The sequence below is a fragment of the Agarivorans sp. 2_MG-2023 genome, from assembly GCF_030548085.1.
Taxonomy (GTDB): Bacteria; Pseudomonadota; Gammaproteobacteria; order Enterobacterales; family Celerinatantimonadaceae; genus Agarivorans.
This window is the reverse complement of the sequence record NZ_JAUORQ010000012.1, coordinates 1-15,210: the sequence shown is the minus strand read 5'-3', so window position 1 is coordinate 15,210 and position 15,210 is coordinate 1. Positions and strand designations below refer to the sequence as shown.

The window sequence follows — 15,210 nt, the reverse complement described above, 5'->3', positions numbered from 1 at the left end:
CTATGGTCGAGGCTAGCAATCAGCGCTTGTTAAAACCGCAATCACATAATAGTGATGGACGAATTTACGCCCAGTATTCTCGTTTAATTAAGCTGCGCGGCCAAATTGGCGCATTTTCCTTATTGCCGCATCTAAAGTCGGGCAGTGTATTAAGCGGCCGCCATAGTTCTAAGTTTCGTGGGCGAGGACTTAACTTTGAAGAGTTACGCCATTATCAGCAAGGTGACGATATTCGGAACCTAGATTGGAAAGTGACCCTGCGCACCGGTAAACCACATGTACGCGCTTATACCGAAGAGAAAGATCGCAGTGTGATGCTGTGTGTAGACCAAGGCAGCAGCATGTTTTTTTCTTCTTTAGATACCATGAAGTCGGTAGTGGCTGCTGAACTAGCAGCACTGGTCGCTTGGCGAAGCTTGAAAGATAACGACCGCGTAGCGTGGATGATAAATGGCAGTGACAGTTTTAGTTCAATAAAGCCACAGCGTGCTCAAGCACGTTTACTCGCAGCGTTGGAGCGTTTAAGTCAACACAACCAAGCCTTAAGCGCGCACAGCAAAGACATTCAAACATCTAGCCTAAGTGCCAGCTTACAACAGCTTATGCGTTTAAAGCTTAAAGATAACATCATTGTGATACTGAGCGATTGGCAGCACACCAGCGAGCAAGAATTGTCCCAATTCAAATACCTACAGCAACATAACGATGTATTGGCAGTATTGATTAGTGACCCTATGGAATACGCGGTGCCCAGCCAGAGTAAAGATTGGGTGCTGAGTGACGGTCAATCGCAAATTAACTTACAAGGCGCGGCAAAGCTGGCCAAAGCTAACCAACAACTGGCAAAGCAAGGTGAGTTAAAACACAGCCAGCTAAAACAGCTAATGGCCTTAAAAAACTTACCGCTGATTGAAGTGGATACTAGCGGTGAGCACATTAGTCAGTTTTGTAAAAGCTTGGGAGGCTTGAAATGAGCACTCATATTCCGCCTAGCTCTTACATGCTAAAAAACTTTGCTGAAATTGATGTTTTACCAGTGGTGAGCTGGTGGCCGCAAACCCTGGGTTGGCAGTTGCTCGCCCTTTGTTTGGTGTTGTTTGCGGTTTTTCACCTGGCGAAGTACATACATTTTTGTTGGCTGAACCGTTATCGAAAAGAAGCCTTAAGCGCCTTAGCTGGCGTTAGCGAGTTACCGATAGAGCAGCAAGCAACACGAGTATTTTTTGTTCTGAAAACCGTATTGGCTTATTTAGAACCTAGTATGGCTAAAGCCAGTGGCCATGAGTTTTTAGGGCTGCTTGATGAAAAACTTGTGGTTGAGCGTCCGACGTCAACGCTACTCAGCAATCAGTTTTTCGATGGAGGCTTTAGCAAGCCACTTGGCGAACGCTGGCAGCGTAGTTTGTTTGATTCGTCGCAAGTGTTGAGCGAGCAACAGTTGAGCCAGTTATTGTTACTGAGCGAGCATTGGTTAAACCACCACCAAGGGCCTAAGGCATTTTCTCTGCGGGCGTTTTGGCGTAAACAGGCGGCGCATCATGCTTAGTATTGCTTGGGTCAACACCCTAGAGTTTACGGCACCGCTGTGGTTTTTGGTGTTGCCACTGCCGCTATTGGTTTATCGCTTACTGCCTGCTTATCGCACCAAGCAAAGCGCAATTCGAGTACCGTTTTTTTCCTCTTTACTGCAAGCCTTAGATGAAAAACCCAGCTCTGGTGCCAGTGAATTACGGCCGCATTGGTGGCAACGGGTGATTTTGCTACTGAGTTGGTTATTAGTGGTTAGTGCGTTAGCTAAGCCGGTGTTATTGGGCGAAGCGCAAACTAGAGAGCAGTTAGGACGAGATGTAATGATGGTATTAGATCTTTCTGGCTCTATGGATGAACGAGACTTTATGTCGCCACAAGGGCAAGTTATTAGCCGTTTAGATGCCGCTAAAGGTGTGCTGAATAGCTTTGCCGAACAGCGTAAAGGCGACCGACTAGGGTTGATTTTATTTGGTGATGCAGCGTTTATTCAAAGCCCATTTACCGCCGACTTAACGGTTTGGCAAGCCTTGTTGCAACAAGCTGAAGTCGCAATGGCGGGGCAGAGCACCTTTTTAGGGGATGCGGTGGGTTTAGCAATTAAAAGCTTTGAAAATAGCGATGATGCCGACCGCGAGAAAGTAGTGATAGTGCTTACCGATGGTAATGACAGTGGCAGTTTTGTCGAGCCCTTAGATGCAGCCAAAGTGGCTGCCGCTAAAGGTGTGCGTATTCATAGCATTGCCATGGGCGATCCAAATACCGTTGGAGAAGCAGCCTTAGATATGGATGTCATCAATAGTTTGGCCAGTTTAAGCGGCGGTCGCTCTTTTCAAGCCTTAGACCAGCAACAGTTAAATGAGGCTTACCAACAAGTTGATGAGTTGGAACCACAGCTGTTTAACAGTATTAGTTACCGGCCCAAACAAGCCGTGCATTTTTACCCAATAGCGCTGGTATTAGTAATGTATTTACTGGCCTTTTCAGTGATGACTTTTCGCCAGCTAGCGAGAGGTGACACCGATGTTTGATGGATTGTTTTGGCAACAAATAGTAAGCCAGTTTCATTTTATTCGCCCATGGTGGTTACTGTGTTTACTGCCATTTTCGGCCATTGTATGGGTTCGTTGGCAGCGCGAGCAGCAGAGCAAAGCACTGGTTGAGTTACCTAAACACCTACGTAAAGCCTTAACTGTTGGGGATGCAGGATGGAAAAAGCTATTACCGCTTAAGTTGTTAGCGCTAATGGCTCTGCTGGCTATTGTAATGAGTGCAGGCCCAACGTGGCAGCGACAGGCCTCGCCTTTTGGTGAAGACAAAGCCTCGTTATTGATTGTTCTCGACAACAGTTTATCTATGTTGGAGCAAGATATTGCCCCCAGTCGTATTGAGCGGGCAAAGCAGAAAGTCTCTGATTTATTAGCGCTGCGTGCAGGGGGTAAAACCGGTTTGGTGGTGTTTGCTGGCTCTGCTCATTTAGCCATGCCGCTCACTGAAGACAAAGCGGTGTTTGCGCCATTTTTAGCCGCCATTGACCCCGATATTATGCCACTAAGTGGTAAGTCTGCAGCCAGCGCATTTCCGTTGATCGAACAGCAATTTGCAGCTAGCCAACAAACTGGGTCTGTGCTGTTAATTAGCGATGGCGTTGATACTGAAGCGATAAGTGCTTACCAGCAATTTTTTGCCAAACATCCACAGCAATTGTTGATACTCACTATGGCCAACAGCAATAGTGGGCAAGCCGACATAGCGTCATTAAAGCAGCTCGCAAGTGCCAGCAATGGGCGTATGCAGTCAGTCACTATCGACGCAGACGATGTTCAATGGCTAAACCAGCAAGTAGAGCGGCACATGCAGCTAAGTGGCGACTCCGCCATGCCATGGCAAGACATGGGGTATTACCTGCTGTTCCCATTTAGCATACTGATTTTACTGTGGTTTAGGCGCGGTTGGTTAGTGCAATGGTGTTTAGTGGGGTGTGTCGGTTTATCACTAGCCACCTCACCGAATGCGTTTGCAACCATGGTCGAAAGCAAGGCACAAGCACCGCTCACCGAGGAAACGTTGTGGAGTAAAAGCCAGCAAGCTTGGATGAATTTGTGGCTAACCAGCGACCAACAAGGCCAGTGGTATTTTAATCGATACCAATATGAAAAAGCAGCCGAGCGTTATACTCAGCCTTTGGATAAGGGCGTGGCTTACTACTATGCTAAGCGCTTTGATTTAGCGCATCAGTACTTCCTACAAGTAGAGTCTAACAATGCTTTGTTTTATGCCGCCAACGCCTTAGCTCATCAGCGTGAGTATATTGCGGCTCGTAATCTCTATCAGCATATCTTGGATAAAACACCTAACCATTCAGCCGCTCAGCATAATCTGGTAGAAGTGCAAAAAATCATTGATGAAATTAACCAATTTAGTGAAAGCCAAACCAGTTCTCCAGATGAGCCTGAAGGCTCTATAGCGTTGCCCGATGACCAGCCACAAACTTCAGACGGCGCCGATGAGCAGGTAATGGCTCATGATATGCGTAACCAAACGCTGACCGCTGAACAGCTGCTTGGCAGTGAAGAGTTAGCGGATAAATGGTTACAGCGGGTTGAAGCCGATCCCAAGTTGTTTTTAAGAAGCAAATTTCGCGTTCAGCAACAACAAGCGGTGTCTAAAGCGGCTGAGCTAGCAAGCAAAGGAGAAGAGTGATGAGAGCGGTAAACACATACTATTGCTTGTTCTTGTTGGTTGTTAGCGCAGTATTTTGTAGCTTTCCAAGTGGCGCCAACGAATTAGATTCACTGATTGCTAATAAGCAACTGGAAGTAAGGTCGTGGGTAGCATTAGGGGATAGCGATGAACCCTCTGATAAGGTGCTAAACGTTGCTGTAAAACAGCAGGCTGTTTTATACATAGAGGTGGCTACCACACGTTGGTTCACCGGTGGAACGCGCATCGGCAATATCGATGTGCCTAACTTGATTGCTAAGCAGCGTAACTTACTGGCGACTAACTACACCGAGCGCCGCAATGGTGAAACATGGTCTCGCCAGCGCTGGGAGCTAACCTTATATCCGCAGGCTTCTGGTGAGTACACGCTTCCCGCGGTACCTTTGCAAATTAAAGTGTCTACAGCGCCAGGTAAAGAGGCCAGCGGACTTGTGTACACTCAGCCACATAAGCTCAATGCGACGATGCCAACGGGTTTGCTTAATGAAAATGACCAGTGGGCAGTGGCCAGCGATATAGAAATAAGCCAAGAGTGGTTGCTTAGCAATAGTGAGTTGATTGCCGGTGATGCGATTACTCGACGGGTACAAATCACCGGGCAAAATACCTTATCAATTCTGTTGCCCAATCTTTTAGATAATGAGCTCAATCAGCTTTATCAAATGTACCCAAAACCCAATCACCTCAACGATAGTAGTGCTCGTGGAGACTACCGTTCGCTTAAACAGCAAGAGCAAGTGTATTTGTTGCAAAGCGGTGGTGAGTTAGTGTTGCCGCCGTTAATGCTAAGTTGGTGGGATACATCAAGCAATAGCCTCAAGGTTTTGAGTCTGCCGGGGCGGAGTTTTAGCGTAAAACACAGTTTGAGTTCTTGGCTTCGCGCTCATCAATATGGCTTAACTGTTGGCCTTGTAGTGTTGCTTGCAGCGGCGATGTTACTTTGGCGAATAGGGGCTTATTACCGCTATCATCCTTTGCCTAGCAATGTAATGTTTGTGCAGGCTTTAGTGTCTAACAATCAACAACAGTTGCGCCGTTTGGTCTATCTACGATTAACCGAGTACAGCGCTACGCAGCAGCTGAGTGAATACCTGTGTACCGATAAATGGGCCAGATTAGCAGAGCAAGCCCAGCAAACAGATTGCTCTCGTCTAACCTGGTGGTTTATTTGGCGACAAATACGCCCGCTTAAGGCCAACAAGCTTGCAAAATGGAAAGCTCTACCTAGCTTACAAAAGCCGCCATGTTAGCGAATGTCTCTGCCTTGGCAGGAACGGTACTTGTAAGGCTACTTAACAATTATGTTACATATAGACATATTTGTTATTAATAAACTTGCCATTTATTGACTTGCCGTAGATACTAAATTTGAATGATTGTTAACGGCAATACGATAACTAGGATGTTGATTTAACAGCCAATAGTGAATCTTACGGCCAATGTAGAAGTTGGATATGCAAGCACCAAGTACACCAGTAAATGAAGATAGTCGGCTTAAATCGTTAAAAGAGCTCGATATTTTGGACACCCAGCCAGAAGAGCGATTCGATCGCATTACGCGCATGGCTAAACGACTATTCGACGTGCCGATTGCCTTGGTGAGCTTGGTTGATGAAAACCGTCAGTGGTTTAAATCATGTTTCGGCGTTGATGCCAGTGAAACACCTCGCGACATCTCTTTTTGTGGCCATGCAATATTGGGTGATGAAACCTTTCAAATTGAAGATGCGCTTAGCGATCCTCGTTTTGCCGATAATCCTCTAGTTACCGGTTACCCGCACATTCGTTTTTATGCTGGTCATCCGTTATCCACCCCCGATGGCGAAAAAATTGGAACCTTGTGCATTATTGACACTAAACCGAAAAGTTTAAGTGCCGACGATTTAGTCGCTTTAAATGACTTAGCGGTTATGGTGGAACAAGAGTTAGCAGCCTTACAGTTGGCCAGTACCGACGAGTTGACCTGTATTTCGAACCGACGTGGTTTTATGAAGTTGGCTGACTACTCTTATGCCATGTGTCGTCGCCAAAAGATTTCCTTGGCTATTGCCTACATGGATTTAGACCAGTTTAAACCGATTAACGATGAGCATGGTCATGCTGAAGGAGACAGAGCGCTTAAACTATTTGCTGAGCAAATGTGTGGTTCGTTTCGCGAGTCTGATTTGTTTGCTCGTATGGGCGGCGATGAGTTTGTGGTGTTGTTTACCGACACCGAAGCTGCCGATGCCAAAGAGATTTTGCAGCGCTTTGCCGCAGACTTAGAAGCGGCTGCAGAAGAGAATAAGCTCGCGTATACATTACGTTTTAGCTTTGGCTTATTAGACGTAGATTTTGCTGCTTTCCCCAGCATTGAAAGCGCCTTAGAGCAAGCCGATCAGTTAATGTATCAACAAAAGAGCTGCCAGCGTTAACTAAAGATCAATTTGGTTAACCTGTTTTCTTTACCTTCTAGATGCCCACATTCAACAATACTTCCCTTTACTTAGCGCAAACCAAGTCATTGGTCTACTACTGTTCTTGCCTATATTTGCACAATTTATTAGTGGTTTACTTGGCATTCTTTGCTCATTAAGCATTGCTTACGAAAGATTGTAGTGATTGAGTTCTCAGTTTTATTATTAAAATAGATAAATAAAATTTTCTGCAGATAGGTTAACAAAAGATAAAATTGGTAATCCAATTATGTTCTTTTTGTTGATGAGTGGTGTTAGCTTTGCGTTGAATTTAACCAAAGGAGAGTCATTCATGTCTATGATTGCGCATAAAAATTGGAATACATCTTTGTCACCTCGTTGCCTATTCAAGCCTAGCTTAATTGCCTTGGTGGCGGGTTTAGCACTTAGTCATGGAGTGAGCGCAGCAAACTTTACGGCAAATAGCGCATCTCAGTTATCAGCACGGTTAGCTGATGCCGCAAATAATGGACCTGGTGTTGACGTTATTACCATTCAAGGCAGCATATTTACTGGCCAACAGATTGATGTACAAACACCGGTGATAATTCAAGGTGATTCAGGCTTTCGAGTGAGCAGAGTGATAAGAACGTCTACAGACGGTTTCCAGCCTTTGTTTAATATTCAAAGCCATAACGTAACCATTCGCAACTTACTGCTGATTGACCAAAATGGTCAGAATACCAATACGCAAGTAGCCGCAGAGGCCGGTAACGATCATTCAAATGCGCGACTAATTAACATTCCTTACGAAGATGCTTACCAGCAAATTACTAATATCACCATTGAGAACAATACCTTTGAAAACACACCTGTGGGTATTGCGTCTTCTGGTTTGATCCCTCACAACCTCACCATTAGTAACAACGATTTTATAAAAGTGAATCGCAGCGTGGAGCTGCTTCGCGATGTTGGTCGTGTTTACAATGTATGGAATGTGAATGCCAATAACGTGGTGCTAAACGGCGGCACATTAAACATTTCTAATAACCGAATTCGTGGTAATCGAGTGCGTTTGGGGATCTCGGTAGATGCCGGTAACGACGGCGTGTATGTACCGCCAAGTTTTACCAATATTCCTTTCTTTGATGCAGCTGCTCGTGCTCAGTTTAGTGATAAACCAGTGGTGTTTGCTAACGGCTCTCAGGTTAACTCCAACATAGTGGAAGGGGCGAATGAGTTTGGTATTGCGCTGGCTACAGTGGCTAATTTAAGTGTGTCTGGTAACACTGTAAGCACCACTGAAGATGATATTAATTCTTCAGCTGATATCGAAAACAACTTTACCGCTGGTATTAATGTAGAGCATAACGCTGCCAATATTGTTGTCGACAGTAACACCATTACGGTGGGTGCGTCGGGTAACTTTGCCACTGGAATTAATGTACTGTCTTTTCAAGATCATCACGCACCGTTAAATCACGCACAAGCCAGTAAAAACATTACCTTGGTAAGAAATACCTTTAAGGGCACTGGTGAGAACACCATCTTAGGTTTTGGTTTTTCTAACTTGGTGATTCAAGACAATGATGCGTCGCAATTTACCACGCGTAATCCTTATCAAGTTACCGCCTCATTTTACAATGTGCCTTGTGGCTTAAGCACAAGTACTGCACGTGGTACTAATACTAATATTCGCTACAACCAAAGTGCGTTTAACGGCACTGGGAATGCGCCGCAGTATTACGATAAAAACGGCAATGTTGTATCTGGTTACACCTGCCAATAGTGGCTAAGCAAATAGCTAACTAATTGAATAGGCGTGTCGCTAAATAGCAATAAAGAGCAGTAGCTAACTACTGCTCTTTTGTTGGGAGGGGCTAATCTTGGCGGCTCATTAATCGAATATCGTCAAAATAACCTTCGCTAGCGCCATCAGGCGCTGCCGAGTAAGTTAAGCTAAATTCGTCAATCCGCACTTCCAGTTCGTCGTCAGTAAATTGCTGGTGAGCATAAATCTCAGCCTCGCTGTAAGTGCTGGTATCTAGTGTCATGTAAGCAAACACTTCTAGGCTGGTATTGGCTGCAGAGTTAACGCTTAAACTCACCTGCTTAAAGCAGCTTTTTACAGCGCCTTGTGGTGCATCGTTAAGATCTTTTACATGAGCGAAAGCTTCAGCAACAATGTCGCCAGAAGAATCTTTAAGCCCGTAATGTAATGTACTTAATGAGTTATCACCTTTGTTATCACAGTAATAAAGTGAATAGCGTAAATCTGTATTTTGCGGAATATTCGCCACCATTTGCGATAAACCAGGGGTAGCAGCAAAGTTGTGATTAGTGCCGCTTTTCTTAAAGCGAATCCGTGCCGAGCCACTGCTAGCAGAACCGCTATCACTAAAGGCGGTATCGCCTGAGCTGCCCACATCACCTAAGCCTGCACTGTCACCCTCATTTTGTAGCCAAACCGTACTTGAGCCACTGTTGCTACGAAACTCACCTAAATGACCGTCTGCTAGTTCGGTATCGGTAGTAATTTGCTCGGGCAAACTTAAGCTTATGTCTGCTTCGGTTACGCTGCCAGAGTTAAACTCGGCGCTTACCCACTGATATTTACTGCTAGAAGCAACACCCGAGTGCTTGACCAAATCGCCCAAGGCAAGCTGATAACTGCCTTTAACAAAGGCCGATATTACATAAGGCGTATTGGCCGTAAGTGAAACCGTTTGGCTTAGGCGACTAGTGCCACTCACTTTGGCGCTGGCGTTACGCGAAAAGGCTTCACTGCCATTCACTAACTCTGCGCCGCTGTTGGCCCAAGTTGTTAAACCATCATCAAAGGCGGGGTTACTAATGCTAGTCTCAAGCATGGTGGCTTGTGGCTTGCTCAAACGGTAGCTACTTGGGCCTACGTCTTCATAACTCAACGGTGTTAAGGCAATGCTGCTAGCGAGTACTTCGTCGGCGCCCACGCTACTAATGGTTGAACGTGTTTGGCCATCCATATCTAAGCTAACATTGGCAAAATCTGCTTTGTTGTAGTCACTTACCGCATCTAAATTGGGGGAACTAGCAGAAGGGCGATATAAATTATCTGCGCCTTTTTCCAAGTTGGCGCTGTAAAACTCAATGCCTGCTGTGCCTAATGCTACGGCATCATCATCGGCAAAAGATTGGCCGTAAAAGATATTTCCTACCACGTTAGAATCGGGCAGCATGCCGCGCTCAGCTTGGGTGATTACCGGCCCAATGGCGTGGTCTATCAAGTTGTTGGCTAAGTAAATATTCTTTGGCTGTTGAGGTTTACCCCCACCATCAATATTTAAGCTATTTACGCTGTCTACAATGGTGTTGTTGGCAACGTGCACGTTTTCTACTTGCTGATAGCCGTTGTCGCCATCTCCCGCACCATCATAACCAAGCAAAACAATACCACCATGATGGCTGGTATTTTGATAACGCGCTCCCTCAATGTAGTTATTCACTACCGAGTGGCCGTCGTCAGCTATACGAATTCCCCCAGAGAGCGGGTAATCTTCACTAAGAATAAAGTTGTGTTCAATTTTGTTGCTATTGCCATGGCGATTGGTGAGCGAGCCATAGCTATTGCGAATGGTATTGTAAGCAATTAGGTTATTAGAGCCTTTGTTAGAGATAACCTCGGCTTCGCCTTGAATGCGTTCAAATACGTTTCGCACAATAAAAGAATCACCTGGGTAATGGTGGGTAAAACTTAAGCCGGTACGAATCGCTTCATAATCATTATCACTACTGCCCGCATACATTTTATTGTTTGCTGGCGGGCGGTTAGCAATGTAGTTGTTGTACACCACAATGCCTTGCGCAAGTTCGGCCAGTTTAGTGGCTTCATCCCAAGCATCATCTACCCAACGGTTAAACGAAATCATAGGGTTTGCCACGGTTTTACCGCTAATCACGCTATGATCAAGCCAGACATTTTTGCCGTAAATATGTACCAAAATGCCATAGTCATCTTGCGCCTTAGCATCAACAATGGTGATTTCGCTAATCCGACAATGGTTACATAAATCGTTAGTGCCAAAGCGGGTGGCAATGAGGTTGCTGCCATATTCCACCCCATCAAAAATTAGGCCTTGCAGTTGGGTGTAAGAACCGCCCATGTTAATGCCCACTTCACCGCCTTTTAAAATCGCTTTACCGGGATTTTGCGCGGCAATTGTTATGGGGTTGTCTAGTGTGCCAGCGCCGCCAAAGCTAAATGTAAAATCACCGCTGTATTCGCCGTCGGCTAAGCAAAGGGTAGTGCCAGCTTCCATTTCTTTTGAGGTGGCATCTACCAGCGCTGATGTTGAATCAAATACTTGGCTACATGAAACATCTGGCACAGTGAGTACACCTTCGGGTAAACCAAAACTCGGTTCTGGAACGGTGGGATCTGGCGTAGAGGGATCGGGCTCAGTGGGTGGGTCTATCACTACAGGCGGATCAACAGGGGCGCTTGGCGTAGCAGGGGAATCGGTGCTGCTATTACATCCTACAAGAATTAAACCCAGAACAACGGATAAGCACTTTCTAGGGTACATAGAATCTCCTTTTCTTTGTTTAGTGTTAGTTGAGCAGAAAATAAGCTACCAATATCTTACTCAATAAATAGCAATTAAAAGTGATCGTATTAATATAATTTAATAATACATATAAATAATTTGTGAGCTTGGTTCAGATACAGACCTTAAGCATGAAAGGCCTAGCTATGCCGATAGCACCATTGAGGGACTTACTTAATAGTCATACAAAATTGATGGGTTTAGCTTGGGATTAAGCAAAAGCGGGGGGAGTGTGGGCTTTACGTTAAATAAACAGCGACTACCAATGTATGCGGTTAAAACTTCAATCAGTTAACTTGCCACCTTCGAGCACTGCTAGTTGTTCGAGTTCATCTATAGAGACTAGAATTAGGTTTTTAAGTGGGGAATATGTCAGATTCAATTTGTTACCGTTTGGCATCAAATAGCATTACTCGCTTAGAGTCCATATATTGCAACCAACATCCTTTGGTGACTCGATGCCTTAGCATTCACTGGGCGTAGTCGGTAATATTAATACCGACTTATCTTTAGCCCATCGCTGTATTAACTGGCGAGCTATAGCACGTTGTGTTGTTACCTTTGGTTTAGTTGGTTAAGCGTAGATTTTTACTAGCTATAGCGTGCGTCTAAGGTTTTAAGTGAGCGTAAAAATAGCCCTAAACCACCCACAGCAAGAACCAAAATAACGATAAGATCAAAAGAGGTCATGGTGCGCATGCTAAAGCGAACACTAGATATAACGCCAAATAACAGTGCAGCAAGAGAGCCTATAGACAGTACCCAACCTAAGATGTTTTTCGAGTTGTAAAAAATTAAGCCCACACCAAAAATAAAGGGGATCATAACGGTACCGCTGGTAACACTAAATCCACCTAAGGCATTAAAGTTATATAATCTCGATCCCATACCAAAGTTAGACGTAACCGAAATGGCATTTAGCAGCATGTAGAAACCACCACACATCATGACTAAACCAATAAAAAAGTGCCCAATGCCACCAGAACTTCCACCTGCGCCTTTCATTTATATAGAACCTTGTTGTGTAACTATTTGATGTGGGTTTTATCATTAAACGTGTGTAAAAGTACAGCTCCCCATAACGTTTAATAGCTTGTTATCTATGATTTATTCGCTCGGCAATCGAGAGGCTAAGGCCGCTTACGGGGCGTTCTCTTGTCTAACTAGCCAAACGCCTATTGAATATATTGGTGGCAGTAAAATCAGTTTGACGAAAACTGCGTGACAAGAGAATGGTTGGGGTAAGGTTTGCACTGGCGTTCTTAAACATTTTTGAACAAAAGGAATCTACAACTAAAGCCTCGCTGAGGGCTGTTCCATTTTACCCCTTGGAGTAGCTTGTTAGCCGATTTTTATTCAAAAACCATGTGCCGAAATGGCAACTCTTCAATCTCGACCTGAACGAATTTTGTAAATATCCGTCTCAGATTTAGCCACATCTTTTGCAAAGTCATCTAGCACAGACTGAGGTGTTTCATTCTCGTCATAAACAAAATAGCGAACTGCAATCATGATAATTACAAAAAACTCACTCACCATTAAAATCCCAGGAAGCAAGCCTCCTATCTCAAGTTTTAACAGCACATAAGCGATGATTAGTACTACAAAGTTAATCGCTAACAGGGTGAACCCTTTCTTCTTATGTGTAGTCATAAGACCCCTCTTATCAGTCATGTTCTAAAAATCAGAATAACATTTTTTACTCGCATTACTATATAAATAATAAATCAATCAATAGTGATTTATGAAAGTTAGATCTGCAACTTGAATGCGAACATCACAGTATTGATACTCACCCCTAAGGTAGACATGCAAGGTGTAAATAGGCTTGTCGGGAGTGTTCTGAGAGCGGCTGTAACATGTTAAAAGAGAGATAAGTAAGTCAGCAACTCTGCTGACTCAGAGTAGGGTATAAACGAGTTAGATTTTGTTCCGTTTAAACGTCTCGTTAAATGCTATTTATTACAGTGACAATCGGCTCTTCCAAACATATTATTGATACACAGTCTTGATGGCTAGTTATAATATACTCGAGAGTTTCTTCTTGATTTCTAGAGTAAAAATCATTTCTGCTAGACTCAAAATCAAACCAACCTCCAGATTTTACTTTGAATAGCCAACTTTCTCGTAAAATGGAAGTATTAGAACTACTCCAAAAATTAGCAATATCTAGTTCATCTAATACCCGCATACCAAAGTCACTATTAAAAGTTACCTCTGCTCTTTCACTCGTCGATTCTAAAACGACTGTTATTCTAGTGTCGCTTTCTCTATTCCATTCAATCTTATCAACGAAAATCGAAGTGCCATTGAATGGAACTTTTAACGCTTCAATTTCCATTGAACCTCCGTATGGCATTTAACGCCACGTTATATTTTTTCTGGTGCAAGGCTATAAATGTTGTTTTCAACAATCCAGTTCATATGGCTAGATAAGCCATCTAAGTCAGGGTAAATAGATGACGTATTGATACCATAAAAGTTCAACTCTTGGAGAAGGATCTTACGATAATCCTTTGAAATTGTGATTACTTCTAATTCTTCATTGTCACGCATTTGCTCCTCAATACTTTTGTTGGGATCAGAGCTAACCGTAAACCCACGCAATATTATTCTTGTATTTTGATAGTGCCTGATGAAACTCATTAAAATTTGTAATCACGAGACTTTCCTAAAAATATAACGTCTTCTATCCGACATGATTTTCCCCTTGCGATAGTTCTTTCGCCACCGAGATAACTTGAATGGAAGGATATCAAGTGACTCCGCTACACCTTTAACTGTAGCAACCGCTAGGTGAGTTAATTTGACAGCAGTGGCCTTAAACTCCACCGAGTATTGCTGAGTTTTTTACCTGTTTTATAAGCTGGCATAAACACCTCATCTTGTTCGAATGAAGTGTCTACTGAATCGGATCAACTACATTGTCCGGCTGGCACGTATTGTTATGTGCTTTTGACATAGCTAAATATCCAAATTAAACTAAATACAGCTAGAGATACCAGCATAAATACTGAAAAACCCAACATAAACCAATAGCCCCAATACATAGTACCTTCACAATGAATTTCACATTGGGGGTTGTGCTGCCAGGATAGATGCATTATCAAATATCCAGTAATAAGCCAAATAACATGCTTACAAAAAAGCTAGACTTATTTGCAGCTATGCGACTCTTTATACCCATGGTTTTCCTCGAAGTCACACTTACATTTTTCGTAATTAAAGCTACCACCTTGATCTAAGCAGGAATCTATTTTTGATTCTGAGCAGCCGATAAGAAAGGCTGAAAATAGAAAAATTATTCTCATAGCTCGATTATACAACGCCCACATTAAGCGGACTAAAATTGTTTGCCAAACTTGTTGAGGAACGAAACATGGCAAACTGTTTTAGTTCCGTTTAAATTGACTTGTTATGTTGCTAACTCAACGACATGTGCAATAGTGCTACTGGTTCTTTTTTAAAACCAACTCTTTCTTCAACAGAGTAAGGTTTATAGCCAAGTTTTGAATATAATAATAAAGCATTCGTGTTGAAGTTAAACACTGCTAAATGGACACTAGCATTATATTTATCAATACAAATTTCTGACATATGTAACATCAAAGCTTTACCTATGCCACTACCTCTGTGTGAATTAGCAACAACTACATTGCCAATAAATGCCGATACATTTTCAGTAACATTATATAAATTTGCAAAAGCTACAACCTGCTCATTAACAACCAAAACAGTCAGATCTTTACGTTCAATCATTAGTTTATTTAATTGTGTTTTATCCAAAGGAAAAGTCGCACTTGGGTAGATTCTATACAATTCCTCAGCCGTAGGAACTAAAGCAGATATTCCGTAAAAATGTTCCTCGGTAGCTGGTATAAAATTCATATTACTCCTGCAACATAACGCCGCACTAAGCGGACTAAAATAGTGGGTTATAATGTGTAGCGAAGCGAAACTTAACCCACTGTTTTAGT

The 15,210-nt window shown here is 43.4% G+C and carries 13 protein-coding genes and 1 pseudogene; 7 read left to right on the top strand and 7 right to left on the bottom strand.

Going from position 1 to position 15,210, the window contains the following annotated elements:
• Positions 1-2: 2 nt before the first annotated feature.
• From Q4549_RS16945 to Q4549_RS16915, 7 genes are all read left to right on the top strand, one after another.
• Complete coding sequence (locus tag Q4549_RS16945) at positions 3-974, top strand: DUF58 domain-containing protein (protein ID WP_303553727.1); 972 nt, start codon at positions 3-5, stop codon at positions 972-974.
• Positions 971-1,546 carry a DUF4381 domain-containing protein gene (locus Q4549_RS16940; protein ID WP_303553728.1) on the top strand — a complete coding sequence of 192 codons (576 nt, stop codon included), beginning with the start codon at positions 971-973 and terminating at the stop codon, positions 1,544-1,546. The genes Q4549_RS16945 and Q4549_RS16940 overlap by 4 nt, the downstream gene beginning before the upstream one ends.
• A complete protein-coding gene (locus tag Q4549_RS16935) occupies positions 1,539-2,558 on the top strand; it encodes a VWA domain-containing protein (RefSeq protein WP_303553729.1) in 1,020 nt (339 codons plus the stop codon). The genes Q4549_RS16940 and Q4549_RS16935 overlap by 8 nt, the downstream gene beginning before the upstream one ends.
• The gene (locus Q4549_RS16930; RefSeq protein WP_303553730.1) at positions 2,551-4,230 is read left to right on the top strand and encodes a VWA domain-containing protein; all 1,680 of its coding nucleotides are present in this window, start codon (positions 2,551-2,553) and stop codon (positions 4,228-4,230) included. The genes Q4549_RS16935 and Q4549_RS16930 overlap by 8 nt, the downstream gene beginning before the upstream one ends.
• Positions 4,230-5,501 carry a hypothetical protein gene (locus tag Q4549_RS16925; protein ID WP_303553731.1) on the top strand — a complete coding sequence of 424 codons (1,272 nt, stop codon included), beginning with the start codon at positions 4,230-4,232 and terminating at the stop codon, positions 5,499-5,501. The genes Q4549_RS16930 and Q4549_RS16925 overlap by 1 nt, the downstream gene beginning before the upstream one ends.
• Before the next feature lie 204 nt (positions 5,502-5,705).
• Positions 5,706-6,665: a sensor domain-containing diguanylate cyclase gene (locus tag Q4549_RS16920; protein WP_303553732.1), complete on the top strand. Its 960-nt coding sequence runs from the start codon at positions 5,706-5,708 to the stop codon at positions 6,663-6,665.
• Between the two features lie 334 nt (positions 6,666-6,999).
• The gene (locus Q4549_RS16915) at positions 7,000-8,436 is read left to right on the top strand and encodes a hypothetical protein (protein WP_303553733.1); all 1,437 of its coding nucleotides are present in this window, start codon (positions 7,000-7,002) and stop codon (positions 8,434-8,436) included.
• Between the two features lie 91 nt (positions 8,437-8,527).
• Here Q4549_RS16915 and Q4549_RS16910 read toward each other — a convergent pair whose 3' ends face one another.
• The 7 genes and pseudogenes from Q4549_RS16910 to Q4549_RS16880 all read right to left on the bottom strand — a co-directional run bounded on the left by Q4549_RS16910 (position 8,528) and on the right by Q4549_RS16880 (position 15,121).
• Positions 8,528-11,212, bottom strand: a complete 2,685-nt coding sequence (locus Q4549_RS16910) for a polysaccharide lyase 6 family protein (RefSeq protein ID WP_303553734.1) — start codon at positions 11,210-11,212, stop codon at positions 8,528-8,530.
• 612 nt (positions 11,213-11,824) lie between these two features.
• Entirely contained in the window at positions 11,825-12,238 is a 414-nt protein-coding gene (locus Q4549_RS16905) for a hypothetical protein (protein ID WP_303553735.1), read from the bottom strand.
• Between the two features lie 381 nt (positions 12,239-12,619).
• Positions 12,620-12,886, bottom strand: coding sequence for a hypothetical protein (locus Q4549_RS16900; RefSeq protein ID WP_303553736.1), 267 nt, complete (start codon positions 12,884-12,886; stop codon positions 12,620-12,622).
• Positions 12,887-13,181: 295 nt separating this feature from the next.
• Positions 13,182-13,574: a hypothetical protein gene (locus tag Q4549_RS16895; RefSeq protein ID WP_303553737.1), complete on the bottom strand. Its 393-nt coding sequence runs from the start codon at positions 13,572-13,574 to the stop codon at positions 13,182-13,184.
• Between the two features lie 29 nt (positions 13,575-13,603).
• Positions 13,604-13,789: a hypothetical protein gene (locus tag Q4549_RS16890; protein ID WP_303553738.1), complete on the bottom strand. Its 186-nt coding sequence runs from the start codon at positions 13,787-13,789 to the stop codon at positions 13,604-13,606.
• A gap of 126 nt (positions 13,790-13,915) precedes the next feature.
• Positions 13,916-14,106, bottom strand: a pseudogene (locus Q4549_RS16885) (transposase); the annotation flags it as partial.
• Between the two features lie 550 nt (positions 14,107-14,656).
• Entirely contained in the window at positions 14,657-15,121 is a 465-nt protein-coding gene (locus Q4549_RS16880; protein WP_303553739.1) for a GNAT family N-acetyltransferase, read from the bottom strand.
• Positions 15,122-15,210: the final 89 nt, after the last annotated feature.

Excerpts from the sequence above, each read along its gene's own strand:
- Q4549_RS16910 (WP_303553734.1), bottom strand. The coding sequence starts at position 11,212 with ATGTACCCTAGAAAGTGCTTATCCGTTGTTCTGGGTTTAATTCTTGTA.
- Q4549_RS16880 (WP_303553739.1), bottom strand. The coding sequence starts at position 15,121 with ATGAATTTTATACCAGCTACCGAGGAACATTTTTACGGAATATCTGCT.
- Q4549_RS16940 (WP_303553728.1), top strand. The coding sequence starts at position 971 with ATGAGCACTCATATTCCGCCTAGCTCTTACATGCTAAAAAACTTTGCT.
- Q4549_RS16925 (WP_303553731.1), top strand. The coding sequence starts at position 4,230 with ATGAGAGCGGTAAACACATACTATTGCTTGTTCTTGTTGGTTGTTAGC.
- Q4549_RS16920 (WP_303553732.1), top strand. The coding sequence starts at position 5,706 with ATGCAAGCACCAAGTACACCAGTAAATGAAGATAGTCGGCTTAAATCG.
- Q4549_RS16905 (WP_303553735.1), bottom strand. The coding sequence starts at position 12,238 with ATGAAAGGCGCAGGTGGAAGTTCTGGTGGCATTGGGCACTTTTTTATT.
- Q4549_RS16900 (WP_303553736.1), bottom strand. The coding sequence starts at position 12,886 with ATGACTACACATAAGAAGAAAGGGTTCACCCTGTTAGCGATTAACTTT.
- Q4549_RS16915 (WP_303553733.1), top strand. The coding sequence starts at position 7,000 with ATGTCTATGATTGCGCATAAAAATTGGAATACATCTTTGTCACCTCGT.
- Q4549_RS16945 (WP_303553727.1), top strand. The coding sequence starts at position 3 with ATGGTCGAGGCTAGCAATCAGCGCTTGTTAAAACCGCAATCACATAAT.
- Q4549_RS16935 (WP_303553729.1), top strand. The coding sequence starts at position 1,539 with ATGCTTAGTATTGCTTGGGTCAACACCCTAGAGTTTACGGCACCGCTG.
- Q4549_RS16890 (WP_303553738.1), bottom strand. The coding sequence starts at position 13,789 with ATGCGTGACAATGAAGAATTAGAAGTAATCACAATTTCAAAGGATTAT.
- Q4549_RS16930 (WP_303553730.1), top strand. The coding sequence starts at position 2,551 with ATGTTTGATGGATTGTTTTGGCAACAAATAGTAAGCCAGTTTCATTTT.
- Q4549_RS16895 (WP_303553737.1), bottom strand. The coding sequence starts at position 13,574 with ATGGAAATTGAAGCGTTAAAAGTTCCATTCAATGGCACTTCGATTTTC.